The organism is Nocardia fusca NBRC 14340 (genome assembly GCF_001618425.1).
GTDB classification, from domain to species: domain Bacteria; phylum Actinomycetota; class Actinomycetes; order Mycobacteriales; family Mycobacteriaceae; genus Nocardia; species Nocardia fusca.
The window spans coordinates 1-26,368 of record NZ_BDCU01000009.1 but is presented as its reverse complement, the minus strand read 5'-3'; the positions used below and the strand labels follow the sequence as shown (position 1 = coordinate 26,368).

Below are 26,368 nucleotides of genomic sequence, written 5' to 3'. Positions count from 1 at the left end.
GCGGCTGCAACTACTGCTGCATCATCGGCGTATCGAAGTCGGCGACCAGCCAGGTGCCGTCGACCTTCTGCATGGAGACATTCGCGGCCACCTTGACCTGCCCCGGCCCCTGCTCCTGCGGAACGTTGGCGGTGGTGAACTGCTGGTCGATGACCAGCACCACCCGCGCCTCGTCACCGGACCCGGATTCGTAACCGCACTGCACGCCGTTCGCGGTGGAACTGACCTTGGACTCGGCGAACCGGGTCTTCAGGTCCGGTCCGATCTGCGCGACCAGCTTCTTCCACTCACCGGTGGCGGACCGGTCCAGGCGCTGGATGTAGTCGTCGGCCTTGTCGCCGGTGTAGGTGGCGAAATTGTTCCCGAAATCGCAGGCGGCCTTGGTGGCCGCGGCGCGGCGGTCCAGCTCGTCCTGCTTGTTCCCGGCGAGGAAGAAGAAGACCCCGACCGCGACGAGGGCCGTCACCAGCAGCACCGCGGCGCCGACCAAGGCGGGCAGCGGGAACGGCGAGCGGCGGCCGGTGGATGTCGCGGTATCGGCGGCGCCGGGCTTCGCACCGGCTTCCGCATCCTCCTCGGCGGCGGTGGACTTCTTCCCGATATCGACCTTCTCGGTGGCGGCCTCCGATTCGCTCGCGGCGACCGTCGCGCCGGCTCCGGCCTTGTCCACTACTACGGTGGCGTCGTCGGCTGCTCCGGCCTTGCCGATCACCACCGTCTTCTCGTCGCCCGCGGTATCGGCGCCGACCGTATCGGCCTCGGCGGCGGACGCCGACTTCGTGGTTTCCGAGGTCGAAGCCGGGGAAGCCGCCTTCCCGGACCGCACGGTGGCGTCCGCGGCGCCGGTTTCCGCCGCGGCGGTATCGGCTTTGTTCTCGGCTGCGCCGCTGCTCGGCGCGGCATCGGTTTCGTCGTTACCGGAAGGGGCGTGCTCAGCCGCGGCGTCCGCTGGCACACCGGTGCCTTCCGGCTCCAAGGGGTCGGAGACGGGTTTTTCTGAGGACATCTGTACTGTTCACACCTTCCCGGCGCGGCTGTAGGGAAACGCGCCGTAATCTACCGGTCGAAAACGACCGCCGGGTGTGGCGGGCATCTCTGCGAGAGTATGCACCGTCGCACCCGGCGCGCGGCGACCGGTCCTCCTACCGCACGGGTGGCAGCGTACGTTCGTTCGGATCCACCCCCGGCGGAATGGTGGCGCCGTTGTTCGGGATGTTCGGTCGCGGTGCGTTCACCGCGCCACGGATCTGCTCACCCGGTCCGGGACTGTCGCAGTAGTTCCACTTCGGCAGGGTGCCGTCCTGCACCACCTGGGTCTTCATCGGGGTGGACTGGTACTGGCAGTACGGCCGGAACCAGATATCGAGGATGGTGTGGAACTCGTTGTCGTGAGCGGGGACGCCGAGTGCGGCGCCACCGATCTCGAGTGCCGGGAACAGCGCGGCCAGCGCGGGAGTGCGCAGCTGCGCCGCGCGGGTGACCGCCAGGAAATTGTTGGCCAGCGCGGTGATCGGATCACTGGTGCTGTCCAGGGTGGCGGTCACGCTCGCGAACTGTCCCGGCGCCTGATCGAGCACATTGATCAGTTCGGCGTTGGCCTTGTTGAACTGATCGAACAGCACCCGCGAATTCGCGGTCAACGTCCCCAGATCGGGCTGGGCCTGGGAGGTGGTGCCCGCGATGGTGCGCAGATTGGTGATGAGATGCGTGGTCTGCGGCAGCAGCGAATCCATACCCGCGGTGACCAGGCTTACGCCTTCGATCAGCGAACGCAGCTGATCGGGCCCGCCGCTGAGCGCGGTATCGAGTTCGTTCAGGATCACCGCGAAATGTTCCGGGTTCACCTGGGCGATGAGATCGCTGGAATTCTCCAGCACCGCCGAGATCGGGACCGGGGTGCTCACGCGCTCGGGATCGAAGGTGACCTCCGAACCGTCGGTCAGGTACGGGCCCTGGTCGCCGGCCGGCCGGAAATCGATGTACTGCTCACCGGCACCCGACAGCGCCTGTACGGCCACCTTCGTATCCACCGGGATGCCGTAGCGGGAATCGATCTCGGCCTTCGCCTGGATACCGGCGCCGTCGTCGATGAGCTCGAGGTCGCTCACCTCACCGATCCGGTAACCGCGCAGGGTGACATCGTTGCCGGGCTGCAGCCCACCGGACCGGTCGAGGTTCACGGTGACGGTGTAGGTGCTGCGCAGCGGATTTACCCGCATGACGTCGACCAGCAGATAGGTACCGCCGATCAACAGCGCCAGCACCAGTCCGATATTGGACAGCAGGATCTTGTTCTTGGACAACATCACTGGCCTCCCACGCGGTACTGCACGACCTGAAGGATCTGCAGCAGGCTGCCCGCGAAGTCCTGCAGATCGCGCACATCGTGGAAGTGGCTGGTGCCGGGCGCGGTCAGCAGGGCGATATCGAGATTGGTGACATTGACCTGGGCGGCCAGGCTGCTACCACGGAAGGTGGCGTTCACCGGGCCCTTCAGATCGTGCAGGGCATCCATCAGCGCGCCGAAGTTGTCGCCGGTGGCGGCGAGCGCCGCCATCAGGCTGTTCAGGTTGTCCAGCGTCCCGGCCAGATCGCCACCGGTGGTGTTCGCGTAATCGCCGAGCGCCGCGCTGGTGGTCGCGATCTTGCCCAGCAGGTCCCCGAGCGCTCGGTTGTTCTCCGCGATCGCCCCGATCATGTCCGGCAGGGTGTCGGCCACCTGGCCGAGTTCGGTACGGCGGGCGTCGAGAGTATCGGCCAGGACGTTGAATTCGCCGAGCACACTGTCGATCTGCGCGGAGTTGGCGTTGATACTCGAGACCACGCCGGTGATCTCGTTGACCAGATGCACCAGCTGATCGCTGCGACCGCCGACGATCGAGTCCAGTTCGGTGCCCAGCCGGGTCAGATGGGCGATACCGCCACCGTTGAACATCAGCGATACCGACAGCAGCAGTTCCTCCACTGTCGCACCGGCCGAGGTCTTCTCGATGGGCAGCGTATCGCCGTCGGTGAGCAACCGGCTGTCCTGTTCGGTGGGCGGTTTGGAGACCGCGATGAACACGTCGCCGAGCGGGGTGGCCTGGCGCAGTTCGGCGGTGGTGCCCTCGGGGAGGTCGATATCCTTGCGGATCTCCATATCGACGATGGCCTGGAAGTTCTTGGTCTCGATATTGGTGACCACACCGACATCGGAACCGCCGATCTTCACCTTGGCCTGGTCGGGCAGGTTCAGCGCGTTCTCGAACACCGCCTTCAGCGTGAAGGTGTCACCCCCGATACCGGGTTTCGGCAGCGGGATGTCCTCCACGGTCAGACCGCATCCGGAGGCCAGCACCACCGTCCCGGCCGCGGTGAGGGCGGCCACGGCGCGGCGGGCCCGGCGGATCGTTCGCATCATTTCGTCAGTCCCAGCAGTGCGGCGGTGAGTCCGAAGTCGGGTCCGAAATCTTCGGGCCGGCCGGTGCGGCAGCCGTCGGACTTCATCTGTATCCGTTCGCAGAACAGGCTGATGAGCTCGCCGTTCGCGAGGTTCGTGCCGATCAGCGCGTGCAGCCGGACGTAGCCCTGTTCGTAGTTCATCGACCGGTGGATGCTCTGCAGCAGCATCGGCGCGACGTCGACCACCTCGGTGACACCGTGCGCGTTCGCCCGCAGCTGCTCGATCACAGTGTTCATCCGATTCAGCGTGTCCACCAGCTGATCCTGATGCTGCGCGAAGATCGAGCTGGTGTTGTTCAGGAAGTCGTAGAGCTGCTGCAGGGTGGCCTGCAGGCCCGGCGCCTGTTCGGCAAGCATGGTGGTCATCTGGGTGGCCTGGTTGCTGAAATCGCGGACCGCCTGGTCGTTCTCGGCCAGCATCGTGGTCAGCTCGTTGAGCTTGATGATGATGTTCGCGATGTGGTCCTTGTTGTCGACACCGACCTTCAGCGCGCTCGACAGCGCGTTGAGAGTGTCACGCATCTTCGCGCCCTGGCCGTTGAGCATCGGGTACAGCACCCGGCCCGAGAGCGGGCCGACACCTTCCTGACCCTCCTGGGGTTTGAGCGCATCGGCGAACTTGTCGATGGTCTTGAGCATCGTGTCCAGTTCCACCGGGACATCGGTGCGTTCCAGCGGCAGATGATCGCCGCTCTCGAGGGTGTCGCCCTCGACGTAGCGGGGGGTCATCTCGATATGCCGGTCGGTGACGATGGAGGGCGAGACCACCACCGCCATGGCGTCCTTCGGGATCTGCACGTCGCCGTCGATGGTCATATGGACCTCGACCAGATCGCCGTGCGGCACGATCTCGTCGACCTTGCCGACCTCGAGCCCGAGCACGGTGATCGGGTTGCCCTCGAACATGCCGGCGATGTTCTCGAAATCGGCGGTGATCTTGATATCCCCGCCGGTCACGCTGTTCACCACCGAGCAGCTGCCGAGCGCGACCGCCGATACCCCGATGACCAGCGCCTGAGCGGTCCGCTTCACGATCCCGATCTTGTTCTTGATCATCCCTGGCACCCCTCGGCGACTTCGGCGAAGCACAACCAGTTGTCCGGGAACAGCCACGGAATACCGACCTCGGCGTAGTTGCCGTTACCCCACGCATTGGCCAGGTAGCGCACCGACGGCGGCATGATCGACAGCAGCCGATCCAGGTTGTCCTTGTTCTTCTGCAGGCCCGTTGCCATGGTGTTCAGCTGGTCGAGCGTGGTGCTGAACTGGTTGTTGTTCTGGGCACCGATCGCCTGCAACTGCGCGGTCAGCGTGGCCACATTGTCGAGCAGGGTGCGCAGCAACTGCTGCCGTTCCACCACCCGCGAGGCGATGGCCTCGCCCTGGGTGATGATCAGCAGCGCGCTGTTGCGGTTGTCGGCCAGGATGGTGGTCACCCGGTCGAGGTCTTTGAGCAGCTGAGAGACATCGTCCTTGCGTTGGTCGATCACCTTGGCCAGCGCACCGATGCTGTCCAGCGACTGGACCACCAGTTCCGGCGACCCCTTCAACTGCTCGTTGAACAGGTTCAGCGATTCGGCCAGTTTGCCGGGATCGAGTTCCTGGAACTCCGGGGTTCCCTTGGAGACCACGTCGGCGAGGTCGTAGGGGACCGCGGTATTGGTCTTCGGGATCCGGTCGTCGGGCAGGCCGGAACCGTCACCGGGATCCAGATCCACATAGCGAGCGCCGAGCAGGGTCGCCATCTTGATGGAGGCACGGGCATCGGGTCCGAGCTTCACGTCATTGCTGACCTGCAGGGTCAGCAGTACGTGGTCGCCCTCGAGTTCGGCGGCCGCGACCCGTCCCACCGGCACCCCGGCGACATCGACCTTGTCCCCGACGGTGATCCCGGCGGACTGTACGAACTCGGCTTCGATGGACTGTTCGCCGATCCCGAGATTGCGGAACCCGCTCGAGGCCAGAACCAGCACACCGACGACGATGACGCCGATGATGCCGAGGCCGAAATACCGATTGTTGTTGAACCAGGTTTTGAGTTTCGTCATCATGGCCGGCACACCGCCGATTGCGAATTGCCGCCGATCTGCGAGAACAGCCCGCGCGGGAACAGCACACCGTAGAGCGATACATCCAGTCGGCAGATGTAGGCGTTGGCGTACGCGCCCTCGGAGGTGAAGCGCCCGGCGTCGGCGAGGATGGACGGGAGGTCGATTGCGGCCTGATCCAGCTTGGCGCCGTTGGCCAGGAACAGGGTCAAAGCGTCACGTGTCGAATTCTGGACGGCCTCCAGCTTCGGCTGGATATTGCCCACCATGCCGACGAGAGCCGTGGTCGCGCCAGCGATCTGCTCGGTCGAGCCGAGCAACTGCTGTCCCTGCTCGTACAAGCCGCCGATCAGCGCCCGCGTCTGGGTTATCAGCGTCTCCAATTCGTCCCCTCGTTTGGCCAGACCGGCCATCACACCGCTGAGGTTGGTGATCACATCACTGAGGATGGCGTCACGCCGCTGGAAATCGGTGGCCATGGTGGCGGCCTGGGTGATGAACGAGCTCAACGACACCCGATCGCCCTGCAACGCGAGGATGAAGGTTTCCGAGAGCCGGTTCACCTGCGCGGGCTCGAGCACCTCGAACAGCGGCTGGAAACCGTTGAGCAGCGCCGAGATATCGAAGGACGGCTCGGTGCGGTCCAACGGGATGGTGCCGTCCTCGGGCAACTGGGTCGCATCGCCACCGGACCCCGGCGCGAGCGCGACGTAGCGCTGGCCGATCAGGTTCTGGTAGCGCACCAGCGCCTTGGTGTTGCCGAAGAGCGTCTGATCGTCCTGGACGATAAAGCTGACCTTGGCGTTGTGGTCGTCGGTGACCTCGATCTTCTGGACCTTGCCGACCCGCACGCCCGCCATCCGGACGTCGTCGCCCTCCCGCAAGCCCAGTACATCGGTGAAAACCGCGGAATACGATTTCGTACCACCGTCGACCGTCCGGGCCAGCGTATTCCACACCAGCACCGTGACCAGCACGGATACCACCGCGAACAGGCTGAACCCGATCAGCGGTTTGCGAACTCCCCTCACGAGGCGGCCTCCTCGGTCACGCGCAGGGTTCCGCCTTCCAGAATCGAACTCAGCATCAAGTACTCCATCGAGGACGGCTTGCGACCCAGCAGCGTCTCCACCGCGGCGTCGCCCTCGTAGGTGATCGGTGCGGCCGCGGGCACCACGCCGGTGCCCGGGGCGGTGCCGTTGCCCGCGGCCGGTGCGGGCGCTCCCGGCTGGGCCGGCGGATTCTGCGGCTGCGCACCGGGCTGCGCGGCGGGAGCCGGAGCCGGTGCCCCGGGCAGTCCCGGAAGCTGCGGCAACCCCTGCGGGAAAAGCCCTTCCAGCGGCGTACCTGCGAACGGGTTGGTGCCCGGCGCCTGCGCCGCCGGTGCGGGCGCGCCGGCCTGGGTGGTGACGCCCGGGATCTCCGGCAGGCCGGGCAGCGGCGGCAGCACCGGCAGCCCGTCGGCGGCGGGAAGCCGGCGCGGTTTCACCTGCTCGGGGAGGTAGCCGGGATCCGCGACCGCGGGGGCGGTGGCGCAGCTCGGGCCGGCCAGATCGCCGTAGCGCGGGCAGTCCGCCACGGTGTTGGGGTTGAACGGGGTGAAGGTGACGCCCGCGTTCCAGACCATCTGCCGCTGCGGACCCCAGGTGAACACCGTGTTCAGCTTGCGCGAGGAGTTGTTCAGATTGCTGATGGCGTTGGTGATGGACGACGGGTTCGCGGCCAGCGCACCGAAGGTCTGGTTCAGCCCGACAGTGAGCTCTTTGCCGACATTCGGGTTCCGGGCGAACAGATCGTTGATCTGATCGGCCATACTGCTGGCGCCGGTGATCACGTTCACCAGTTCCTCGCGCCGGTCGGCGATCGTGCTCGCGGTCTGGACGGACGAGGCCAGGACGTCCATGAGTTCCGGCGCCGATTCGTTGAGCGCGTGCACCGAACCCGAGAGATCGCCGAGGAAGACACCGAGATCGGGAATCGACTCGTCCACCGAGGTCACCCAGCGGTCGATCCGTTCGATGGTCGACCCGGGCATCCGGCCGCTGCCGTCGAGCGCGTAGGACAGCGTCCCCAGCACCCGGCCGAACTGCATCGGATCGATGGCGTCGAGGATGTTCTGCACCGTGGTCAGGGTGTCCTGCAGCGCGATGGTGCCCTGGCTGCGGTCTTCCTCGATGATCGAGCCCTCGTCGAGATGGTCCTGGCTGGGCCCGTTGTAGACCAGCTCCACCGAGGTGACGGCGAACAGGTTGCTGGGCACCACGCGGGCAGTGACGGTGGCCGGGATACCGTCGGCGAATTCGGGCTTCAGTTCGATGTTGACCTGCTGCAGTTCGCCCTGGGCGGCGACCGACACGTTCTTCACCGCGCCGACCAGCACACCGCGGAACTTGACGTCGGCTTGTTCGGGCAGCCCGTCACCGGTCGTGGTGAGATTGGCCGTCACCTTGACTTTCTCCACGAAATAGCCCTGATACCGGGCCATCAGGAAGCCGAGCACGACCGCGAAGACGATCAGACCGCAGGTGCCCGCGATCAGCAACTGCTTCATCGTGGGCCCGCGCCCACTCGGATCGATGATCATTGCCTACCCCGAGATCCGGATGCCGGGGTTGACGCCCCAGATGGCCAAGGTCATGAAGAGGTCCACGAAAACGGTGGCGATGATGCACATCTTGATCGCACGACCGGCCGCGACACCGACGCCCTCGGGGCCACCGGAGGCGAAGAAGCCGTAGTAGCACTGGATGAACGTGGTGATGGCGACGAAGACGATCGCTTTGAGCAGCGAGTACAGCACGTCCGTCGGAATCAGGAACTGGTAGAAGTAGTGCTGGTAGGTGCCGCTGGCGGTACCGCCGATGAGCTGCACGGTCAGCGCGCAGGAGATGTAGGCCATCGCCAGGCCGAGGCAGTACAGCGGCAGGATGGTGATCATCGCGGCGATCATCCGGGTGCTCACCAGGTAGGGCAGCGGACGGATGGCCACCGACTCCAGCGCGTCGATCTCCTCGGAGATACGCATGGCGCCGAGCTGAGCGGTGAACCGGCAGCCCGCCTGGGCCGCGAAGGCCAGTGCGGCGAGCAGCGGACCGAGCTCACGGGTGGTGGCGAAGGCCGAGATGGCACCGGTGATCGGACTGAGTCCGAGCAGATCGAGCGAGGTGTGGCCCTGGATGGCCACGGTCATTCCGCCGAACGCGCTCAGGATGAGCACGACACCGATGGTCCCGCCACCGACGATGAGATTGCCGTTGCCCCAGGTGACATCCGAGAGCAGGCGCCAGACTTCTTTGGGGTACTGCTTGAACGCCAGCGGCATCGAGCCGACCGAACGCAGGAAGAAGAACACTTGGTGCCCGAGCCGGGCCAGTAGATCGACCGGCGCGCCGGCCGCATTTCGTAGTTGCTGCAGTGGTTTGAGCAGCGGGGGCACATAGGTTGCGGACACCGGCTCACACCACCTGCGGGGGGAACAAAGTGTTGTACACCTGGGTGAAGATCACATTCACTCCGAACAACATCACCGCGGACATGACAACGGCGGTATTCACCGAGTTGGCGACACCGCCCGGACCACCGCGGGTGTTCAACCCGGTATCACAGGCGATGATTGCCGCGAGCAGACCGAACAACAGCGATTTCACCAGCGCGACAAGCAGGTCGAGCGTTATCGCAAACGAGGCGAAGGTCGCGATATAGGAACCCGGGGTGCCCCCCTGGGCGAAAATATTGAAAATGTATCCGGTCAGAAATCCGACGAAGACCACGAAACCGCAGAGCAGCACGCTGACCAGCATTGCGGCGCCGAGCCGGGGCGCTACGAGCCGGCGCAGTGGGTCGACGCCCATGACTTTCATGGCGTCGATTTCCTCCCGAATGGTTCGGGAGCCGAGATCGGCACAGATCGCGGAACCGACTGCGCCCGCGATCATCAGCACGGTGACCAGTGGCGCGCCCTGCTGGATGATGCCCAGGCCGTTGGCCGCGCCGATGAACGAGGTGGCGCCGACCTGCTGTGCGACCGCGCCGACCTGGATGGATACGATGACACCGATCGGAATCGCGACGAGCAGCGTGGGCGCCGCGGCGACGCTCGCCATGAAGGCGCACTGCCGGATGAATTCGTCGAGGGGGAACCGGCCGCGAAAGATACTGACCACGAGTTCGGAAACCGCTTCGACACCCATGGTCATCTGCCGGCCGAGCGTCTCCAATGAACGTCGAGGGTGGTCGCGCCAGTAGTCCCGCGTCCACTCGACCGCTCCGCTCAACCGCGAACCTGTTGGTGGACTCTTGGTCGACTGCACTGACTAACCCCTCTCGACGTCGGTTACCTACCCCGACGGCTGGTTTGCTTGAGGCACCTTACTACGTAGTAGTGCGGAACACACCATAGGCGCGAGACCGCGGTCACAGATGTTCATCACTTTGTGGCGTGACCACTGAGTTATCACACGTTCATTGGTGTGTATCCCAACGAGAGTTCCGCGGCACCGGTAGAACATACCGCTGACCGGCCCCGAATGTAACGAAGACCGCGAGAACTGACGCGAATCATGGTTCACTTAAATAACGGAGAGTATTCCGGGAAATTAACCCTTTCGCGGCGTCGTGGAGATTCGACCGTTACTCGACCCGCGCGCCCAAATCCGGGACAATTAATAGCGTTCGGCTATTCTTCCGAGGGTTATCGTGGCCGGAGTTCGTGCGGTGTGCGCCGCACACGGAGCACCCCGGTCGAATGCACGACCGAATTGCCGAACCCCTCTGTTACACAACGGAACTCGCGGGTAAAGGTTACTCGGGGCGCGCGTCGGGGCCTTTGCTGCCACGATGAGGTGCCACACATTGATATCGTGCGGCTTCAAGGTCTGGAGGGATATGTTCAGGAAACTCGCCCAGGCGGCCAGTGCCGTCTTCGCCGTCGCGCTGAGTACGGCGCTACTCGGCACCGGGACGGCAGCCGCCGATCCCGCCCGGCCCGTACTCGGTGGCGGCTCAGGGCTCATCATCTCCTCTGAGTCCGGCCAGATGTCCGAGTATGCGATCCAGTGCACGCTCACCACGATCGGTCACGACGGAGCCGGCAGACTCGTCGGCCTCACCGCGGGTCACTGCGGAACGCCTGGGCACGAGGTGTATGCGGAACAGGACCCGGGCGCCGGCGTGCTCGGCCGGTTCGTCCACTCCAACCAGGACCTGGACTACGCGGTACTCGAGTTCGATCCGGGCCGGGTGACCCCGGTCAACCGGATCGGCAACCTGAGCATCACCGGGGTCGGCGCACCGGCCCAGTTCCCCAATATCGTCTGCAAGGAAGGCCGCACCACCGGCAACACCTGCGGTCTCGCCTACGGAGACATCTTCGCCAGCAGTATGGAGACCTGGTCGCAGATGTGTGTGATGGAAGGCGACTCCGGTGCCCCGGTGGTCGTCGGTTCCACGCTGGTCGGCATGGTGAACGCCTACCTGGCGATCGCCTGCTTCGGCCCCGAGGTCGGCACCAATATGACGACCATCATGGGTGATATCGACAGTCGCCACGGCATCGGAGCCGGGTACCGGCCCATCTAGCGGCTACCGGAACGAAAGCACGAGGCGGGCACCGATGGTGCCCGCCTCGTGCTTTTCCGCCCTCGGGCGCATCGCCCCCCGCGCCATCCGCGCGGGCCGGAAACTCAGAGTTCGTCGACGCACACCACGAAGCGACGCTCCGGGTATACGTATCCGGAGCTGCCCGCGCCGCACGCGTCGACCTCGGTGGCGCCCTGCTCGATCGCGACGACCTTCACCCCGTCCGCGGCCGAGGTCTCGGTGCAATCGATACGCTCCGGGCCGGTGGTCCCGCCGCCCACATCCATACAGCCGCCGACCACCCAGTCGATATCGAGGCACAACGCCCCCATCTCGATACCGTTTCGGCTCTCGGCGTAGTAGTTGTCGGCATCGCCGACACACTGGCTGCTCTGCTCGGCCTTGCCGATCACCTTGTAGTTCGACTCGTTGCTACCACAGGACGCCGCTTCGATACTGGCGTCGGTGGTGGTTCCGCCGAGGGTCACGCAGTCACCGATCTCGGCGTCGAAACTGACATCGCCGGCCTCCGGGGTGGTGGTGGTCGGCGCGCTGGAGGTGGTGGTCCGCGAGGCCTCGCCGGAGCCGGGGGTACCGGTCACGTCCACCGCGTCCACCGTGCCGGTCTCCAGCACCGGCTGCGCCCGGCCCTCGATGGTGGAACTACAGCCCGCGACCGCCAGGCCGACCGCGACCGCGGCCCCGGCGATCGCTACCGACAATCGAGATGATGCCCAACCAGACACGCACAGTCCTCCCGCTGTGATGCCGAACTCTGCCTCCGCATCGAATCCGCGCCTCACTACAGCTCCGCCAGCAATATCACGCCATGAATACACCATGGCGGCCCGAGCGTCGACTCCGATGGCGCCGCCCACGGGGAGCCGCGGCCGCACCGGCAACGGCCGCGCCGCGGAGACAGCGGGGTGACGTGACATATCTCATCGACAGGTTTGGTAACGCAGATCACCATCACCGCGCCCGGACACACCGTCCGAACAGGAATCCCCGGCCCACCGGGTGTACAGCGGGCCCCGAGGTGTCACACCGGGGGAGCGTGCTACGACACACCGGCAATGCATAACGGCTATATAACGGAAAACAGGACTGGTCACGACTTCGTAAAGGCAGTACGAAGGAAGTCGGAGCGGAGGCGCATCGGCTGGATCCAGCGAGCTTCCGCAATGCGCACCAGCCCGTCGGGACCGCTCCACAACTCTACGACCGGTGGCGCGCGGGCGATCCAGACGCCCACGGGCCGGACGGCCGTGGAGGGGCTCCACAGAACTCCGCGAACACTCGCCGGGGTGCTCCGAAGGAGGTATCGGCGGCCCACCGGCCCCGTGCGCTCCAGAGTCGAATGGACGGACGAACACTCTTATGCATGTCTTCGACAACACCGGGTCGCTGCCGACCGGCCGCCGTGCCCAGCGGCGACTTCGGCAGGGTGTCCTGTTGACGGCCGCGGTCGCCGCCGCCACCACGGTGGCCACGGCGCCGGTCTACGCGCTGCCGAGCCTGCCCTCCGGGTCGGCGGCAGGCGCCGTCGAACCCGCACCGCCCGCGGCCAACTTCGCGCCGCCGGCGATCAACCCCTCCGAAGGCGAAGAGGTCGGCATCGCGCAGCCGATCATCATCAACTTCAAGGATCCGGTCGACGATCGCGCCGCCGCCGAGCGCGCCATCAAGATCACCTCTTCCACCGAGGTACCCGGCCATTTCTACTGGTGGAGCGATAAGCAGGTGCGCTGGCGGCCGAACGAGTTCTGGCCCGCGCAGAGCGATGTCGTGGTCGAGGCCGGCGGCAGCCGCAGCGCCTTCCACGTCGGTGACGCGGTGATCGCCACCGCCGACGACAACACCAAGATGATCACCGTGACCCGTAACGGCGAGGTCGTACGCACCATGCCGACCTCGATGGGCAAGGTCGACCACGAAACGCCCAACGGCACCTATATCGTCGGCGAGCAGAAGCGTGAAATGGTCATGGACTCCTCCACCTACGGGGTCCCGATCGACGCCCCCGAGGGCTACAAGCTCGATGTCGAATACGCGACCCGCATCTCCAACAGCGGGATCTTCGTACACGCCGCACCGTGGTCGGTCGGCTCACAGGGCTACGCGAACACCAGCCACGGCTGCCTCAACGTGAGCACCGAGGACGCCAAATGGTTCTACGAAAACGTCAAGAAGGGTGACGCGGTGATCGTGCAGAACACCCAGGGCGGCACCCTCAACGCCGGCGACGGCCTGGGCGACTGGAACTGAGCTGTGCTTATTTGCGGCGCCTTCGGCGCCGCGGGGTTGAGGCCCCCTTGGTCTCGCCGTTTCGGCCTCGAGACTCGAGCTTCGCTCATGCGCTTTCGAGGCCGAAACGGCGAGACGGGCCTCAACCCTTGGAGGTGTCTCGTAAAACTCGACGCATGCGGTTACGTCAGCATTGACGGCCGGGCCGGCTTCTGAATCCGTACGCACCATAAGGATCACTGCAGGCTTCCGTCCCCCGGCGGCCGCACAATATCGACCTTGCAGCGTGCCGTCTGCATCTTCGCCGATGGCATCACCGCCCTTCGCCGGGTTGATCATCTCTCGTACCCCGAGCAGAACCTCTCATCCGCCCGCCTTCCCGAACGGGCCCGCAACTTCGGCGCCGAGTCTTACGAGGCCCTGAGAGGGTCGAGGCCCGTCCCGCCCTTGGCCGGAGGTGCTCAATGGTCGCACTCTATGGACGGCCCACCGCACATCGCATGCGCGAAGCGCGAGTCTCGAGGCCTGAACGGCGGGACCTTCGGGGGCCTCGACCCCGCGACGCCGAAGGCGGCGCCAATAAACACAGCACCTTAGCGAGTGAGCTCGCCCCTCATTTTCGCGAGCAAGCTCACCTCTCCGAACCCAGGGGCACACGGCGCACGGCCTCGAGTACCGACCATCGGTTAGAGCAGGACACGAGTTGGCCCGCCAGACCCTCCGGGCGGGCCACGTCGTCGTCACCGAGTGACGCTCACCAGATCTTGACCCGCTCCTCGGGCGCCAGGTAGAGGGCGTCGTCGGGGGTCAGGTCGAAGGCCTCGTGGAAGGCGTCGATATTGCGGACCACCGCGTTGCAGCGGAACTCCGCGGGCGAATGCGGATCCACCGCGAGCCGGCGAATCGCTTCCTCGGGCCGCGCTTTGGTCCGCCAGACCTGCGCCCAGCCGAAGAACACTCGCTGCAGTCCGGTCAGACCGTCGATCACCGGCGCTTCCTGACCGTTCAGCGATATCCGGTACGCCTCCAGCGCGATCGAGAGTCCGCCCAGGTCGCCGATGTTCTCACCGATCGTGAACTCGCCGTTCACGGTGTGCTCGTCGGACAGATCGGCGGGGGAGAGCACGTCGTACTGGTCGATCAGCGCCCGCGTGCGCTTACCGAACTCGGCGCGATCGGTATCGGTCCACCAGTCGACCATATTGCCGTCGCCGTCGTACTTGGCGCCCTGATCATCGAAACCGTGCCCGATCTCGTGCCCGATCACCGCCCCGATCCCGCCGTAGTTGGCGGCGTCGTCGGCGTTCATATCGAAGAACGGCGGCTGCAGGATGGCGGCCGGGAAGACGATCTCGTTCATTCCCGGGTTGTAGTAGGCGTTCACGGTCTGCGGGGTCATGAACCATTCGTCCCGGTCCACCGGACCGCCGAGCTTGTTCAGGTCCCGGTCGTGGTCGACGGCGTAGCCGCGGCGGTAGTTCCCGACCAGGTCGGCCGGTGCCACGGTGAACGCGGAATAGTCGCGCCAGCGCTCGGGGTAGCCGATCTTGGGCGTGAACTTGTCCAGTTTCGCCAGCGCCGCCTGCCGCGTCGCCGGGCTCATCCACTCCAGCTCGGCGATATTGCGGCGATAGGCCTCGCGCAGGTTCTCCACCAGCCGCACCATCGCCGCCTTGGCCTCGGGCGGGAAGTGCTCGGCCACATACAGTTTGCCCACGGCTTCGCCGAGCAGGTCCTGCACCAGCGACACGCCACGCTTCCAGCGCTCGCGGTTCTCCTGGGCGCCGGTCAGCGTGCGGCCGTAGAAATCGAAACTCTCCTCCACCACCGCCTCGGTGAGATAGGGCGCGCGGGACCGCAGCACCCGCCACTGCGCCCACAGCCGCCACTCCTCGAGCGATTCCGATGCCCACAGCCGCGCGAAGGTCTGTAGGAAGTCGGGTTGCCGGACCACCAGCTCGGCCAGCAGGTCCGGTCCGCCGCCCGTGACGCCTTCGGCGAGACCGTCGGCCCAGGCGGTCCAGTCGAATTCCGGATGCGCGGCCGCCAGATCGGTGAAAGTGGTGAGGTTGTAGCTCAATTCGGCGTCGCGGCGGCGCACCACATCCCAGTGGCCGGCCGCGAGTTTGCGTTCGAGTTCGAAGACGCGGCTGCCCACCGGGCCCGCGGGCAGCAGCTCCGCAATCCGCGGATCCGCCGCCACCAGTGCGAACATCCGGTCGATATGGGCGATATAGCGCTCCCGCACCTCGGCGTACTCGTCGGAGCGGTAGTAGGACTCGTCGGGCAGCCCGATCCCGGACTGCGTCGCGTAGACCAGGTAACGCTGGGAGTTCTTGTCGTCGGTATCGACGTAGACGGCGACCGCACCGGATACGCCGACCCGCTGCAGCCGGCCCAGCAGCCCGGCGAACTCACCCCGGTCGGTGGTCCGCGCCAGCACGGCCAGTTCTTCGACGACGGGGGTCAGGCCCACGGACTCGACCGCGTCGGTGTCCATGAAGGAGGCGTAGAGGTCGGCGATCTTGCGGGCGTCGCTGCCGGGCTCGCCCGTGGCGTTGCGGATGATCTCCTGGACATCCAGCTCCGCCCGGTCGAACAGAGTGCGGAACGCGCCGTCGACCGCGCGGTCGGCCGGGATCTCGTACCCGGCCAGCCACGCGCCGTTGACATGCGTGAACAGGTCGTCCTGTACCCGGACGGCCGGGTCGAGATGGGTCAGATCGATACCGGAGGGGCTGGTCACGTCGGAGGTCACAGAATCCAGTATGCCGGTGCCGGGCCGGGCCTGATGGGATACCGGCCCGGCCCGACTGTTCAGTTGGTGGGCTCCGGCGGAGCGATCGTCACCCCGTACTGGTCCTCGATACGCTGGTTGAACTCGTCTTCGCACCGCGACACCGCGCTCTGGTCACCGCCCGCGTTGCTGACGCAGTCGACGAAATCGCGGCCGCCCGAATCCGACCAGATGCCCCAGCCGACGATGCCGACGACGATCACTCCGGCGAGGGCGAGCACGCCCAGGATCAGGCCGATCACCGCCATGACCCCGCCGCCGCCGGTTCCGCGATTCGCCTTCACCAGGGCGATCACACCGAGGATCACCGCGATGATCCCGAAGAGGATGCCGCCGACGATCGTCCAGAAGCTCAGTACGCCGAGGATGCCGAGGACCAGCGCGGCGATCGCCATCCCCTTGCGTTTCGGCGATTCCTGCCAGTACTCGGGTTGCGCCCCGGTGCCGGGGTAGGGCCCCGGCGCGGGATGGCCCGGGGGCGGTGGATAGGACATACGTTCCTCCTCAGCTGAGCTGGTCGAGACCCTGCCGGTAACGCTCGAGCGATCTCGGTCCGCATATCATTGTCGAGGTCGATCACGCACGGACCGACCCTTATCCGGACTTTTCGGACGTTACCCGGCGCCGAGCCGGGCATGCATCTCCCAGATCAACACTTCCGCCGGCTCCCGCGCGGTCAGCCGCTGGCCGCCGGAAAAGGTCAGGCGCACCGCGTCACCCGCGTCCAGCAGGCCCACGCCTTCCATCTCGACCGACCCACGGGCGACGAACACGTGGACGTAGGGCGCCTCGGGCAGTTCCACCGACGCCTGCGCGTCCGGCGCCAGCTTCGCCACGTGCAGTGCCGAATGCGAGCTGTTGATGGCGATGGCGGTGCGGTCACGGTACCGCGGCAGCCCGGACGCGACGGTCACCAGACCACCCGCGGCCAGTTGGTCGTCGATTTCGAGTTGCTGGTACCCCGGCTCGATCCCGGGTTCGTCGGGCAGCACCCACATCTGCACGAAATGCACCGGTTCGTCGTGTTCGGGCCGGTTGCCGTCGATCCGCCACGAATCGTTCTTCTCCGAATGCCGGATGCCGGTACCGGCACTCATCCGCTGCGCGAGCCCCGGGTATATGACGCCACTGTGGCCGAGCGAATCCTGATGAACCAGGGACCCCTCGAGCACCCACGTCACGATCTCCATATCGCGGTGCGGATGGGTATCGAACCCCTGGCCCGGCAGAACGATATCGTCATTGTTCACCAGCAGCAGACCGTGATGGGTGTTCTCGGGATCGTAGTGTGCGCCGAAGGAGAACGAATGCTTGGAATCGAGCCAGGATATCCGGGTCTTCAGACGATCACCCGCACGATGTACATCGATATGCGGCGTCGGCAGCGTGGACATCGCACGACTCCTTTCCGGCTCGGGCACAATTACCTTTCCCGCATGTAGTACCTCGGCGATACCACGACCTCGTCGATTGTCCGCTCTGGGCATTTTACGCGAGCGACCTCGGGGTGAACGGCTGGTGAGCAACCGGGGCGGTAATAGCGGTGTGGCACACGTTTCACGAGAATGGATCTATACGAAACCGGGAGGTGGAGGATGCGGCCCGAAGCACTCGCGCGAACCGAGCAGCGGCTGCGTGCCGCCGCGCGGCGCGACGGTGTCACCGACCTGGTAGTCGGCGTCGCGGTGTTCCGGGACGGGAAACTGCTGGTGGTGCGCCGGGTACCGGGTGACTATCTCGGCGGGATGTACGAGCTGCCCGGTGGCGGGGTCGAATCCGGCGAATCGCTCACCGAGGGCGCGGCGCGGGAACTGCTCGAGGAAACCGGCCTGGTGGCCCGCCGGATCACCGATTTCCTCGGCTGGTTCGACTACGCCACCCGCACCAAGGCCAAGGTGCGGAAATTCAGTTTTCTGGCCGAAGCCGAAGCCGGTGAGATAACGCTGGACCCGGACGAGCACGATGATTACGCCTGGATAGACGCCGGCGCGCTGGGCACCCTGCCGATGGCGCCCGATATGCGCGAGGCCGTCGATCTGCTCATCGCCGAACGCGTGCCCGGACCGGCCGGAATACCCCCCGGCCTGCGGGGCAGGTAGCGTCGCGGCGGTGTCCAGCTCTGCGCCCGAACCCACCACCACGGACCGGACACCGGAAGGCGGCGGGCGGCGGCACGATCTATCGGCCTTACGCGCCGCGATCAGCGAGAGCCCCGGCGCGGTCCGGCTGACCCTCGTGCGCTTCACGAGCCAGTTCGGTGACGGCATGTTCCAGGCCGCGCTGTCCGGGGCGATCCTGTTCAATCCCGAACGGGAAACCGACCCGCTCGCCGTGGCGGCCGGTTTCGCGGTACTGCTGCTGCCCTATTCGCTGATCGGACCATACGCGGGGGCACTGCTGGACCGCTGGGATCGGCGACTGGTCCTGCTCATCGCCAACCTGATGCGCGGCCTGCTGATCGCCGTGGTGGCGCTGGGCCTGCTGACCGGGGCCGGGGCGAGTTTCCTCCTGCTGCTCGCGCTGGCGGTGGTCGGGATCAGCCGGTTCACCGCGGCCGGTGTGTCGGCGGCGCTGCCGCGGGTGCTGGCGCAGCACCGGCTGGTGCCCGCCAACTCCGTGCTCGCGACAGTGGGCTCGGTGTGCGCGGCGGGCGGCGCGGCGGCCGCGGTGGCGGTGATCGGCGCGATCGGCGCCGGCGATAGCGGTTCGGCCGTCGCCGTGGCGCTGAGTGTGACCGGTTCGGTGGCCGGAGTGGTGCTCACGGCCGGGTTCCGCCCCCGCACCCTCGGCCCGGAAGCGGAATCCGGCGACACCGCGGGCGCGGTACGGGCGGTGCTCGCCGGACTGCTGGTCGGCGCACGCGCGGTCCGGCGTTCGGTCGATGTGTCCACCGCGATGATCGGTATCGGAACCCATCGGATCGTATTCGGCACCAACACCCTCGTCATGGTGCTGGTGCTGCGGGAATCACCGTCCCAGGGCGCGGCGGTGGACAGTGGATTGATCGGCTTCGGTGTCGCGATCACCGCGACGGCCGCCGGAATGCTGCTGGCGGCGCTGCTCACCCCGCTGCTCATTCCCCGCCTGGGCCGGCCCCGGACCGTCCTGCTGGCGCTGTCCGGTGCGATCGCGGTACAGCTGGCGCTGGTTCTGCCCACCGCCCTCACCCACTCATCCGACGGCGTGCACCGCGCCCACCAGCTCCTGCTGGCCGGGGCGTTCCTGCTCGGGCTGGCCGGGCAGACCATCAAACTCACCGGCGACGCCGCCATGCAGATAGACATCCCCGACGACCGCCGCGGCCAGGTCTTCGCCCTCCAGGACACGGTGTTCAATATCGCGTTCGTCCTGGCGGTCGCGGTGACGGCACTGGTCGTCCCGGCCGACGGCCGATCACCGGGGGTGGTGCTGGCGGGGGCGGGCTGCTACGGGCTCGGCATCGTCGCACTGCTGCTCAACAACCGCAGGAGGATTCGGCAATCCGGCAAGGCCGGATGAGCGGAGGACAATGGAGACACAGCCGGAAGGAGGGTGTGCCATGGGTCTGGACCTCAACAGCGACCTCGGTGAGGGGTTCGGGGCATGGAGCATGGGGGAGGACGCCGCCATGCTCGACATCGTGACCAGCGCCAATATCGCCTGCGGTTTCCATGCCGGCGATCCGTCCATCATGCGGCGCACGTGCGCGACGGCGGTGGAGAAGAGGGTGCGGATCGGGGCGCATATCGGATACCGGGACCTGGCGGGGTTCGGGCGGCGGGCGATGGCGGTAGCGCCCGCGGACCTCCGGGACGAGACGCTCTACCAGATCGGCGCGCTGGACGGCTTCGCCCGGGCGGCGGGCGACCGGGTGCGGTATGTGAAACCCCACGGCGCGCTGTACCACGCCGCCGCGGCCGACGCGGCGCTGGCCGACGCCGTGCTCGCGGGCCTGCGGGACTACGATCCCGCCCTCGTCCTGCTCGGACCCGCCGGTACCCAGCTCGAGAAATCCGCGCTGGCCGCCGGGACCCGGTTCGTGAGCGAAGGTTTCGCCGACCGGGCCTACACCGCCGCGGGCGGTCTCGCACCGCGCGGTACCCCGGGCGCCGTACTCGGTACCGACCCGGCAGTCGCCCAGGCGGTCTCGCTGGCGGAGAACGGTACCGCCCGGGTGCTGGGCGGTGGTGGCTCCGTGGCGGTCTCGCCCGAAAGTATCTGCGTCCACGGCGACACTCCGGCCGCGGTCCGGATGGCCCGGCGGATCCGTGCCGCGCTCGAGGACGCCGGGATAGCGGTAGCGTCGTTCACCTGAACGACGGAACGGGGTGAGGTGACGTGTCGCGAGCTCCACGAATCCGGGAGGAGACGGCGGTACGGTGTGCCGGCGACCGGGCCTTCCTGCTCACCCCGGACGATCCGGAGCGGGTCGGCCGGCTGGTCGCGGAATTGGCCGGGCGTCCGGTCGCCGGGGTGGTAGACGTCCTGCCTGCCGCGGAAACCGTGCTGGTGACCCTGGATTCGGTGCGCTCCGCACCCCGGGTGCGGCATGAGCTGGAACGCGTCGTCGCCGCGGTGAGCGCGACGCAGGCCGATGTTTCCCGTGGAACATTCACGCCCGTAACCGAACCTGTGCGGATTCCCGTGCGGTACGACGGTCCCGATCTCGATACCGTGGCCGCGATGCTGGACCTGCGACCGGACCAGGTGATCGCCGCGCACACCGCCGCGACCTGGCAGTGCGCCTTCGTCGGCTTCGCGCCCGGCTTCGGCTATCTCACCGCCGCCGACTGGCGGTACAGCGTCGCGCGCCGCGATACGGCGCGCACCCGCATACCGGCGGGGTCGGTCGGCCTGGCCGGAGGCTGGTCGGCGGTCTATCCGCGGGAGACGCCGGGTGGCTGGCAACTCATCGGCACCACCGCACTGACCATGTGGGATTCCGATCGGGACCCGCCCGCCCTCGTCCGCGCCGGCGCGCGGGTGCGATTCGTCGATGTGGACGCTGCCTCGTGATCGTGGTCGAGCAGGTCGGCCCGGCGGCCACCGTCCAGGATCTGGGTCGCCCCGGCTGGTTCCATTCCGGCGTCGGACCCTCCGGCGCGGCCGACCGCGGGGCACTACGGCTGGCGAACCGCCTGGTGGGGAACCCGGAGGGCTACGCCGGGATCGAAGTACTGCTCGGCGGCCTGACCCTGCGCGCCGAAACCTCACTGCTGCTGGCGGTCACCGGGGCGCCCGCCCCCGCGACCCTGGACGGGACCCCGGTGGGTCACGCGAGCGTGCTGCATCTCTCGCCGGGACGACGCCTGCGGCTGGCCACGACGCGCACCGGTCTGCGCAGCTATATCGGGGTACGCGGAGGAATCGATGTTCCCCCGGTCCTGGGCTCCCGCAGTTACGACACTCTCTCGGGTATCGGCCCGCCCCCGTTGCGCGACGGCGGAACTCTCCCCATCGGTCCACCACCCCGTGAGTGGCCGATCATCGAGCAGGCGCCACTACCCGGACCGGACGGAACACTGGAGATACACGCCCTGCCCGGCCCCCGGGACGACTGGTTCACCGACCCGGCCGCCCTGTTCACGGGACACTGGTCGGTGAGCGCCGACACCGACCGGGTCGGGGCGCGCCTGGACCGGGCGGACGGGCCGGCGCTGCGGCGGAAATCGTCCGGCGAACTCGCCACCGAGGGTATGGCGCTCGGATCGGTGCAGGTTCCGCCCAGCGGTCAACCGGTGATCTTCCTCGCCGACCACCCGATCACCGGCGGTTATCCGGTGATCGCGGTGGTCACCGATGCCGATATCGACCGGGTAGCGCAGGCCCGGCCCGGTCAGCGGATCCGGTTCCGCGCGGCGGGCACCGGCTGACCCGCGGCATCCACGGACCTCACGACACGGGCGGCTCGTCCGGCGGTGCCAGCCGGGCGTGCAGGAGATACACGTTGTACGAATCCCACGCCGACAGCGCGAAATACAGATCCCGCGAAGTGGACCACGGATGGAGGAAACCGCCGTAGGCCTTCGGGTAGTCGGCGGTCGATACCAGCTGCACCGGTTCGGTCCAGCTGCCCTGTGGGTCGGCGGCGGTCCGCAGCACGATCGCGCCGCGCGCGGAATCCAGATAACTCATCTGCCAGCGCCCGGTCTCCGGGTCGACCCGCACCGACAGCTCACTGGCGATACCGGCCACCAGCGGTGTCGCCAGGTTCTCCACCGCCGGGGCCCAGGTGCCGTTCACCCAGTACTGGTACGCCGTCTTGTTCAGCACCTCGTCCTTCGGGACCCGGGCCAGCCCGATCACCCCGACCCGGCCGTTGGGCGTACCGAACATGTAGACGTGGTCGCCGTGCGGCACCATGGCCGTCACCTGGAACCGGCCGAGCCCGAAAAGGTTGTCCCAGCGGGCATGCTGGTCCTTGACCCAGGTGCTGCCGCCGTCGTCGGAATAGGCGATACCACCGTAGTTCGTCCACCACATCCCCGGAATACGGCTCCAGCGGTTCACCGACATGAAGCTGAGGTACTGCCGCCGGCCGAGCGCGAACCCGGAGGTCGGGATGGTGGTGGTCTCCCAGTTCTTGATCTTGCGACTGCCCAGCAGTTCGGCCGCGTGGCAACGGCTGTCCTGCACCATCGTTTCCAGCGACAGGCCGTCGGAGAGATCTCGGTCGGTGCTGTAGGCCAGCACATTACTGCGCCAGTCGTCGTCCGGACCGCCCACACCACCGGCCGACCAGCCCTTTCCGAACGTATCGCCGAACACCATGGCGATCCGGCCCGGTTCGGTCTCCCACATCAGCCCGAGGTCGGTGCCGTCGACCTGCCAGCGCATATCGGTGCGGTTCGCCGACCCGGGCCCGGTGACCTGTTCGACCAGCCGCACCGTCTCGACCCGCGGTAGCGCCACCGGCGCCGCGACCGGACCCGGTTCGGCCGGATGTACGACCGGTGGCGGCGCCGGTTGCGGCGGCACGCCCGGGCCGCCGGGCACCGGGTACGGGATCGGTTCGATCTCGGGCATCACCCGGATCTCGGGTAGCCGCCACGGCATTCCGGAACCGGACGAACCCGAACTGCTGCCGTTCGCCGAACCGCCACCCGGCGCGGCCGGGGGAGGAGCCGGCTCACCGGGCGCGGGCTTCACCGGTTTCGGTGTGTCGCGAATATCGGGGCAGGGGTTGTGGCAGGGGTCGGCGGGCAACGGATCCGGGGTGATCCGGGTGTTGTCCGGCGGCGGATCGGGTACGGGCACCGGTTGCAGCTGCGGTACCGGAACCGGGATATCGATCTGGGGCGGCACCTGCACCGGCGGCGGGGGCGGGGCCGACGGATCCGGCTCCCGGGCCAGCGGGTCGAAACCGGTTTCGCCACACTGGTTCACCGGCGGCGGTGCCCACGGAAACGGCGCGGCATGAGCGGGAACCGGCACAGCGACATACCCCGCGAGCACCAATCCCAGGAACGCGAGCCCGACACGGCCGGGCCGCGGGTCCGGCATCACCTCGATCAAAACTTCTCGCAGTCTCTGGTCGAGTCCCATTGCCGGACCGAACCTACCGGAAACGGACAGCCTCCGCGCCGATTGATCGACGCGGGTCGTGGGCCGCGTCGCACGGGGGTTACGCCTCGGCCCCGACACGGCAGGTGACCTCGACGACACCGCGTGGTCCGGGCCCGGCCGACCCAGTACCCTCGAAGGTGATCATGGCCGCCTACTCCGATCCCCGCTCGGCCTCTCTGTTCAACGCACTGTGGGCCGTCGACCTGGGTAAACGACTGTTCGAGCAGACCCGGCTGGAACAGTGGATCAGCCTGACCACCGCCTGGATGGAACCGATGGCCGACCTCGGCGCCGGGACCGTCACCGCGCTGCTACCGGACACGCTGCTCACCGTGCTCAGTGAAGGCATACTGAGCCGGTTCGGCGGACAGGAGATCAGCGCGACGCTGCTGGGTCATCGGCTGACCGGCACCCTGGATCTGCTGAAGGTGCGCCGGCGCGGCGCGCATTTCCAGACCAAAGCCGTACTCCGGGAGCTGCGCTGGGATGAACGGCCCATCGACGAGGTCACCGTTGTCTCGCATGAGGTCCGGCTGGTCCCGGGGGTGCCGACCCGCGTCCGCGCCAACCGGGTGGATATCGAGGGCACGGTCGGCCTGGACACCGTGGTGGATTGGCTCGCGAGCCGGCAGCGGGAATGGGAACTCTCGGTGACCGAGCAGGGGCTCATCCACGCGGTGCATCGCCGCAAGAGGATCACCGCCGACCTGGACGCCTCGGTCACCGAGGATGTGCTGCACCTGGTCGTACGGCGCGCCACCTGGGCCGGGCTGCCCGTTCCCCGGCGCTGGCGCACGATGAACCCCATCCCGATGGGGGAGCTGCCGCGCGGCGCGCGGGTGCGGTGGGCCGTCCGCGACGGCGTGGTGGTGCGCTTCCGGATAGAACTCGCGCCGGTCAGCGGCTCGTTCGACCTGGCCCAGATCCGTTCCGCGATCGTGGCGGGTACCACCCTGATCGTTTTCTGACCGGCCGGCTCATTTCTGGGTCTGCCACCACTGTTCGAGCGCCGCCTCGGCCTCGTCCCGGGTCAGCGGTCCGCGATCGAGACGCAGCTCCTTGAGAAAACGCCAGGCCCGCCCGACCTCGGGCCCCGGCGGCAGCCCCAGCAATTCCATGATCGCGTTACCGTCCAGATCCGGCCGGACCCTGGCCAGATCCTCCTGCTCCTGCAGCCGCGCGATCCGCGCCTCCAGATCGTCGTAGGTGGACCGCAACGCCGCCGCCCGGCGCTTGTTCCGGGTGGTGCAGTCGGCGCGCACCAGTTTGTGCAGGCGGGGCAGCAACTCGCCGCCGTCGGTGACGTAGCGGCGGACCGCGGAATCGGTCCACTGCCCCTTGCCGTAACCGTGGAACCGCAGATGCAGGAACACCAGCCGCGCCACATCCTCGGTGAACTGCTTCGGATACTTCAGCGCGCGCATCCGCTTGCGCACCATCTTCGCGCCCACCACCTCGTGATGGTGGAAGCTCACCCCGCCACCGGGTTCGTTGCGTTTGGTGTCCGGTTTCCCGATATCGTGCAACAGCGCCGCCCAGCGCAGCACCAGATCGGGATCACCCTCCTCCTGGTCGATGGCCTGTTCCAGCACGGTCAGCGAATGCCAGTAGACGTCCTTGTGCTGATGATGCTCGTCGATCTCCAGCTTCATCGCCGGGACCTCGGGCAGCACCCGCTGGGCCAGACCCGTCTCGCACATCATGTCGATACCGTCGATCGGGTGGGCGCCACCGATCAGTTTGTCCAGTTCGGTCCGCACCCGCTCCGGGGTGATCCGGTCGATCTCCGCGGCCATCCCCGTGATTGCCGCCCGCACCCGCGGATGGACGTCGAAGCCGAGCTGCGAGACGAAACGCGCCGCCCGCAGCATGCGCAACGGGTCGTCACCGAACGAGTCCTCCGGGGCCGCGGGAGTATCCAGCACACCGGCCAGCAGTGCCGCCATCCCGTCCAGCGGATCCACGAATTCCAGCGCCCCGTCGGCCGCGATCCGGACCGCCATGGCATTGACCGTGAAATCCCGCCGGACGAGGTCGTCCTCCAGCGTGTCACCAAAGCTGACCTGCGGATTCCGCGAAACCCGGTCATAGACGTCGCTACGGAACGTGGTGATCTCCAATTGCTGCCCGTTCTTGGCGGCACTCACCGTCCCGAACGCCAGCCCCCCGGTGTCCCACAGCTGATCGGCCCATCCGCGCAGCAACTCCTGCACCTGCTCCGGCCGCGCGTCGGTGGTGAAATCCAGATCCGTCCCGAGCCGCCCGAGCACCGCGTCGCGCACACTGCCCCCGACCAGGTACAGCTGGAAACCGCGCGCGGAGAACATCTCGCCGAGCGGCGTCAGCACATCGGTGTGCCGGCCCAGCGTGATCGCGGCCGCCGCGAGCAAACGGGTACGGCGATCCTGCACAACGTCGTCGGACTCGGTCGAAACCACAGCAGAACCATACCGAGTAGGAACAAATGTGATTCTCCGGCCGGACCGTATGGTCGGACACTAATGGGTCCGGAGAATTGCCATCGGACGGCGGGGATCTGTGACGCCGCTACCGAAGGAAAAGGCGCCGAGGGCGGGCCGGCCGGCGAAGACGAGATGCGAGCTTACGAATCGGAGAGGCATGCTCGCAAAGGTGAGAAGCCGGTGCGCTCGGGTAGGCGGGGTGGACCTGCTCGCGAAAGCCGAGGCGTGGACCTGCTCGCGAAGGTGCTGTG

General features: G+C 67.1%; 23 protein-coding genes. 8 read left to right on the top strand and 15 right to left on the bottom strand.

What is annotated here, in order from left to right; genetic code table 11:
• Positions 1-10 precede the first annotated feature (10 nt).
• From NF4_RS03095 to NF4_RS03055, 9 genes are all read right to left on the bottom strand, one after another.
• Positions 11-1,006: a hypothetical protein gene (locus NF4_RS03095; protein ID WP_157119924.1), complete on the bottom strand. Its 996-nt coding sequence runs from the start codon at positions 1,004-1,006 to the stop codon at positions 11-13.
• A 136-nt stretch (positions 1,007-1,142) separates the two neighbouring features.
• Positions 1,143-2,306, bottom strand: coding sequence for an MlaD family protein (locus NF4_RS03090; protein ID WP_063125780.1), 1,164 nt, complete (start codon positions 2,304-2,306; stop codon positions 1,143-1,145).
• Positions 2,306-3,400: an MCE family protein gene (locus tag NF4_RS03085; RefSeq protein WP_232330290.1), complete on the bottom strand. Its 1,095-nt coding sequence runs from the start codon at positions 3,398-3,400 to the stop codon at positions 2,306-2,308. The genes NF4_RS03090 and NF4_RS03085 overlap by 1 nt, the downstream gene beginning before the upstream one ends.
• Entirely contained in the window at positions 3,397-4,497 is a 1,101-nt protein-coding gene (locus tag NF4_RS03080; RefSeq protein ID WP_063125778.1) for an MCE family protein, read from the bottom strand. Before NF4_RS03080 ends, NF4_RS03085 begins: the two co-directional genes overlap by 4 nt.
• Positions 4,494-5,489, bottom strand: coding sequence for an MCE family protein (locus tag NF4_RS03075; protein WP_063125829.1), 996 nt, complete (start codon positions 5,487-5,489; stop codon positions 4,494-4,496). The genes NF4_RS03080 and NF4_RS03075 overlap by 4 nt, the downstream gene beginning before the upstream one ends.
• Positions 5,489-6,520: an MCE family protein gene (locus NF4_RS03070; protein WP_063125777.1), complete on the bottom strand. Its 1,032-nt coding sequence runs from the start codon at positions 6,518-6,520 to the stop codon at positions 5,489-5,491. Before NF4_RS03070 ends, NF4_RS03075 begins: the two co-directional genes overlap by 1 nt.
• A complete protein-coding gene (locus NF4_RS03065) occupies positions 6,517-8,073 on the bottom strand; it encodes an MlaD family protein (protein WP_063125776.1) in 1,557 nt (518 codons plus the stop codon). The genes NF4_RS03070 and NF4_RS03065 overlap by 4 nt, the downstream gene beginning before the upstream one ends.
• A gap of 3 nt (positions 8,074-8,076) precedes the next feature.
• The gene (locus NF4_RS03060) at positions 8,077-8,940 is read right to left on the bottom strand and encodes an ABC transporter permease (protein WP_063125775.1); all 864 of its coding nucleotides are present in this window, start codon (positions 8,938-8,940) and stop codon (positions 8,077-8,079) included.
• Positions 8,941-8,944: 4 nt separating this feature from the next.
• Positions 8,945-9,763, bottom strand: a complete 819-nt coding sequence (locus NF4_RS03055; protein WP_030524481.1) for an MlaE family ABC transporter permease — start codon at positions 9,761-9,763, stop codon at positions 8,945-8,947.
• A 610-nt stretch (positions 9,764-10,373) separates the two neighbouring features.
• Between NF4_RS03055 and NF4_RS03050 the strand changes: the two genes are divergently transcribed.
• Positions 10,374-11,066, top strand: coding sequence for a chymotrypsin family serine protease (locus tag NF4_RS03050; RefSeq protein ID WP_063125774.1), 693 nt, complete (start codon positions 10,374-10,376; stop codon positions 11,064-11,066).
• Between the two features lie 104 nt (positions 11,067-11,170).
• Here the strand turns inward: NF4_RS03050 and lppU are convergent, their stop codons facing one another.
• Positions 11,171-11,812 (bottom strand): LppU family putative lipoprotein, encoded by a 642-nt coding sequence (gene lppU, locus NF4_RS03045; protein WP_232330289.1) that lies wholly within the window; start codon positions 11,810-11,812, stop codon positions 11,171-11,173.
• Between the two features lie 634 nt (positions 11,813-12,446).
• Here lppU and NF4_RS03040 point away from each other — a divergent pair.
• Entirely contained in the window at positions 12,447-13,334 is an 888-nt protein-coding gene (locus tag NF4_RS03040) for a L,D-transpeptidase (RefSeq protein WP_063125772.1), read from the top strand.
• Positions 13,335-14,067: 733 nt separating this feature from the next.
• Here the strand turns inward: NF4_RS03040 and NF4_RS03035 are convergent.
• From NF4_RS03035 to NF4_RS03025, 3 genes are all read right to left on the bottom strand, one after another.
• A complete protein-coding gene (locus tag NF4_RS03035) occupies positions 14,068-16,071 on the bottom strand; it encodes a M13 family metallopeptidase (RefSeq protein ID WP_063125771.1) in 2,004 nt (667 codons plus the stop codon).
• Positions 16,072-16,130: 59 nt separating this feature from the next.
• Positions 16,131-16,604 (bottom strand): DUF4190 domain-containing protein, encoded by a 474-nt coding sequence (locus tag NF4_RS03030; RefSeq protein WP_063125770.1) that lies wholly within the window; start codon positions 16,602-16,604, stop codon positions 16,131-16,133.
• A 120-nt stretch (positions 16,605-16,724) separates the two neighbouring features.
• Positions 16,725-17,504, bottom strand: a complete 780-nt coding sequence (locus NF4_RS03025; protein ID WP_063125769.1) for a pirin family protein — start codon at positions 17,502-17,504, stop codon at positions 16,725-16,727.
• A gap of 201 nt (positions 17,505-17,705) precedes the next feature.
• Between NF4_RS03025 and NF4_RS03020 the strand changes: the two genes are divergently transcribed.
• The 5 genes from NF4_RS03020 to NF4_RS03000 are packed head-to-tail and all read left to right on the top strand — an operon-like array spanning position 17,706 to position 21,962.
• On the top strand, positions 17,706-18,209 hold the full coding sequence (locus NF4_RS03020; RefSeq protein ID WP_063125768.1) for an NUDIX hydrolase: 504 nt from the start codon (positions 17,706-17,708) through the stop codon (positions 18,207-18,209).
• Between the two features lie 10 nt (positions 18,210-18,219).
• Positions 18,220-19,608: an MFS transporter gene (locus NF4_RS03015; RefSeq protein WP_439956725.1), complete on the top strand. Its 1,389-nt coding sequence runs from the start codon at positions 18,220-18,222 to the stop codon at positions 19,606-19,608.
• A 40-nt stretch (positions 19,609-19,648) separates the two neighbouring features.
• A complete protein-coding gene (locus tag NF4_RS03010; RefSeq protein WP_157119922.1) occupies positions 19,649-20,404 on the top strand; it encodes a LamB/YcsF family protein in 756 nt (251 codons plus the stop codon).
• Between the two features lie 23 nt (positions 20,405-20,427).
• Positions 20,428-21,105: a 5-oxoprolinase subunit B family protein gene (locus tag NF4_RS03005; protein WP_084532816.1), complete on the top strand. Its 678-nt coding sequence runs from the start codon at positions 20,428-20,430 to the stop codon at positions 21,103-21,105.
• Entirely contained in the window at positions 21,102-21,962 is an 861-nt protein-coding gene (locus NF4_RS03000) for a 5-oxoprolinase subunit C family protein (RefSeq protein ID WP_063125767.1), read from the top strand. The genes NF4_RS03005 and NF4_RS03000 overlap by 4 nt, the downstream gene beginning before the upstream one ends.
• A 19-nt stretch (positions 21,963-21,981) precedes the next feature.
• On the opposite strand, the gene NF4_RS02995 is transcribed toward NF4_RS03000, so the two are convergent.
• On the bottom strand, positions 21,982-23,592 hold the full coding sequence (locus NF4_RS02995) for a glycoside hydrolase family 183 protein (protein WP_063125825.1): 1,611 nt from the start codon (positions 23,590-23,592) through the stop codon (positions 21,982-21,984).
• A 206-nt stretch (positions 23,593-23,798) separates the two neighbouring features.
• On the opposite strand from NF4_RS02995, the gene NF4_RS02990 reads away from it, so the two are divergent.
• A complete protein-coding gene (locus NF4_RS02990; protein WP_063125766.1) occupies positions 23,799-24,623 on the top strand; it encodes a hypothetical protein in 825 nt (274 codons plus the stop codon).
• 9 nt (positions 24,624-24,632) lie between these two features.
• Here the strand turns inward: NF4_RS02990 and NF4_RS02985 are convergent, their stop codons facing one another.
• Positions 24,633-26,093 (bottom strand): CCA tRNA nucleotidyltransferase, encoded by a 1,461-nt coding sequence (locus tag NF4_RS02985; protein ID WP_063125765.1) that lies wholly within the window; start codon positions 26,091-26,093, stop codon positions 24,633-24,635.
• Between the last annotated feature and the right edge of the window lie 275 nt (positions 26,094-26,368).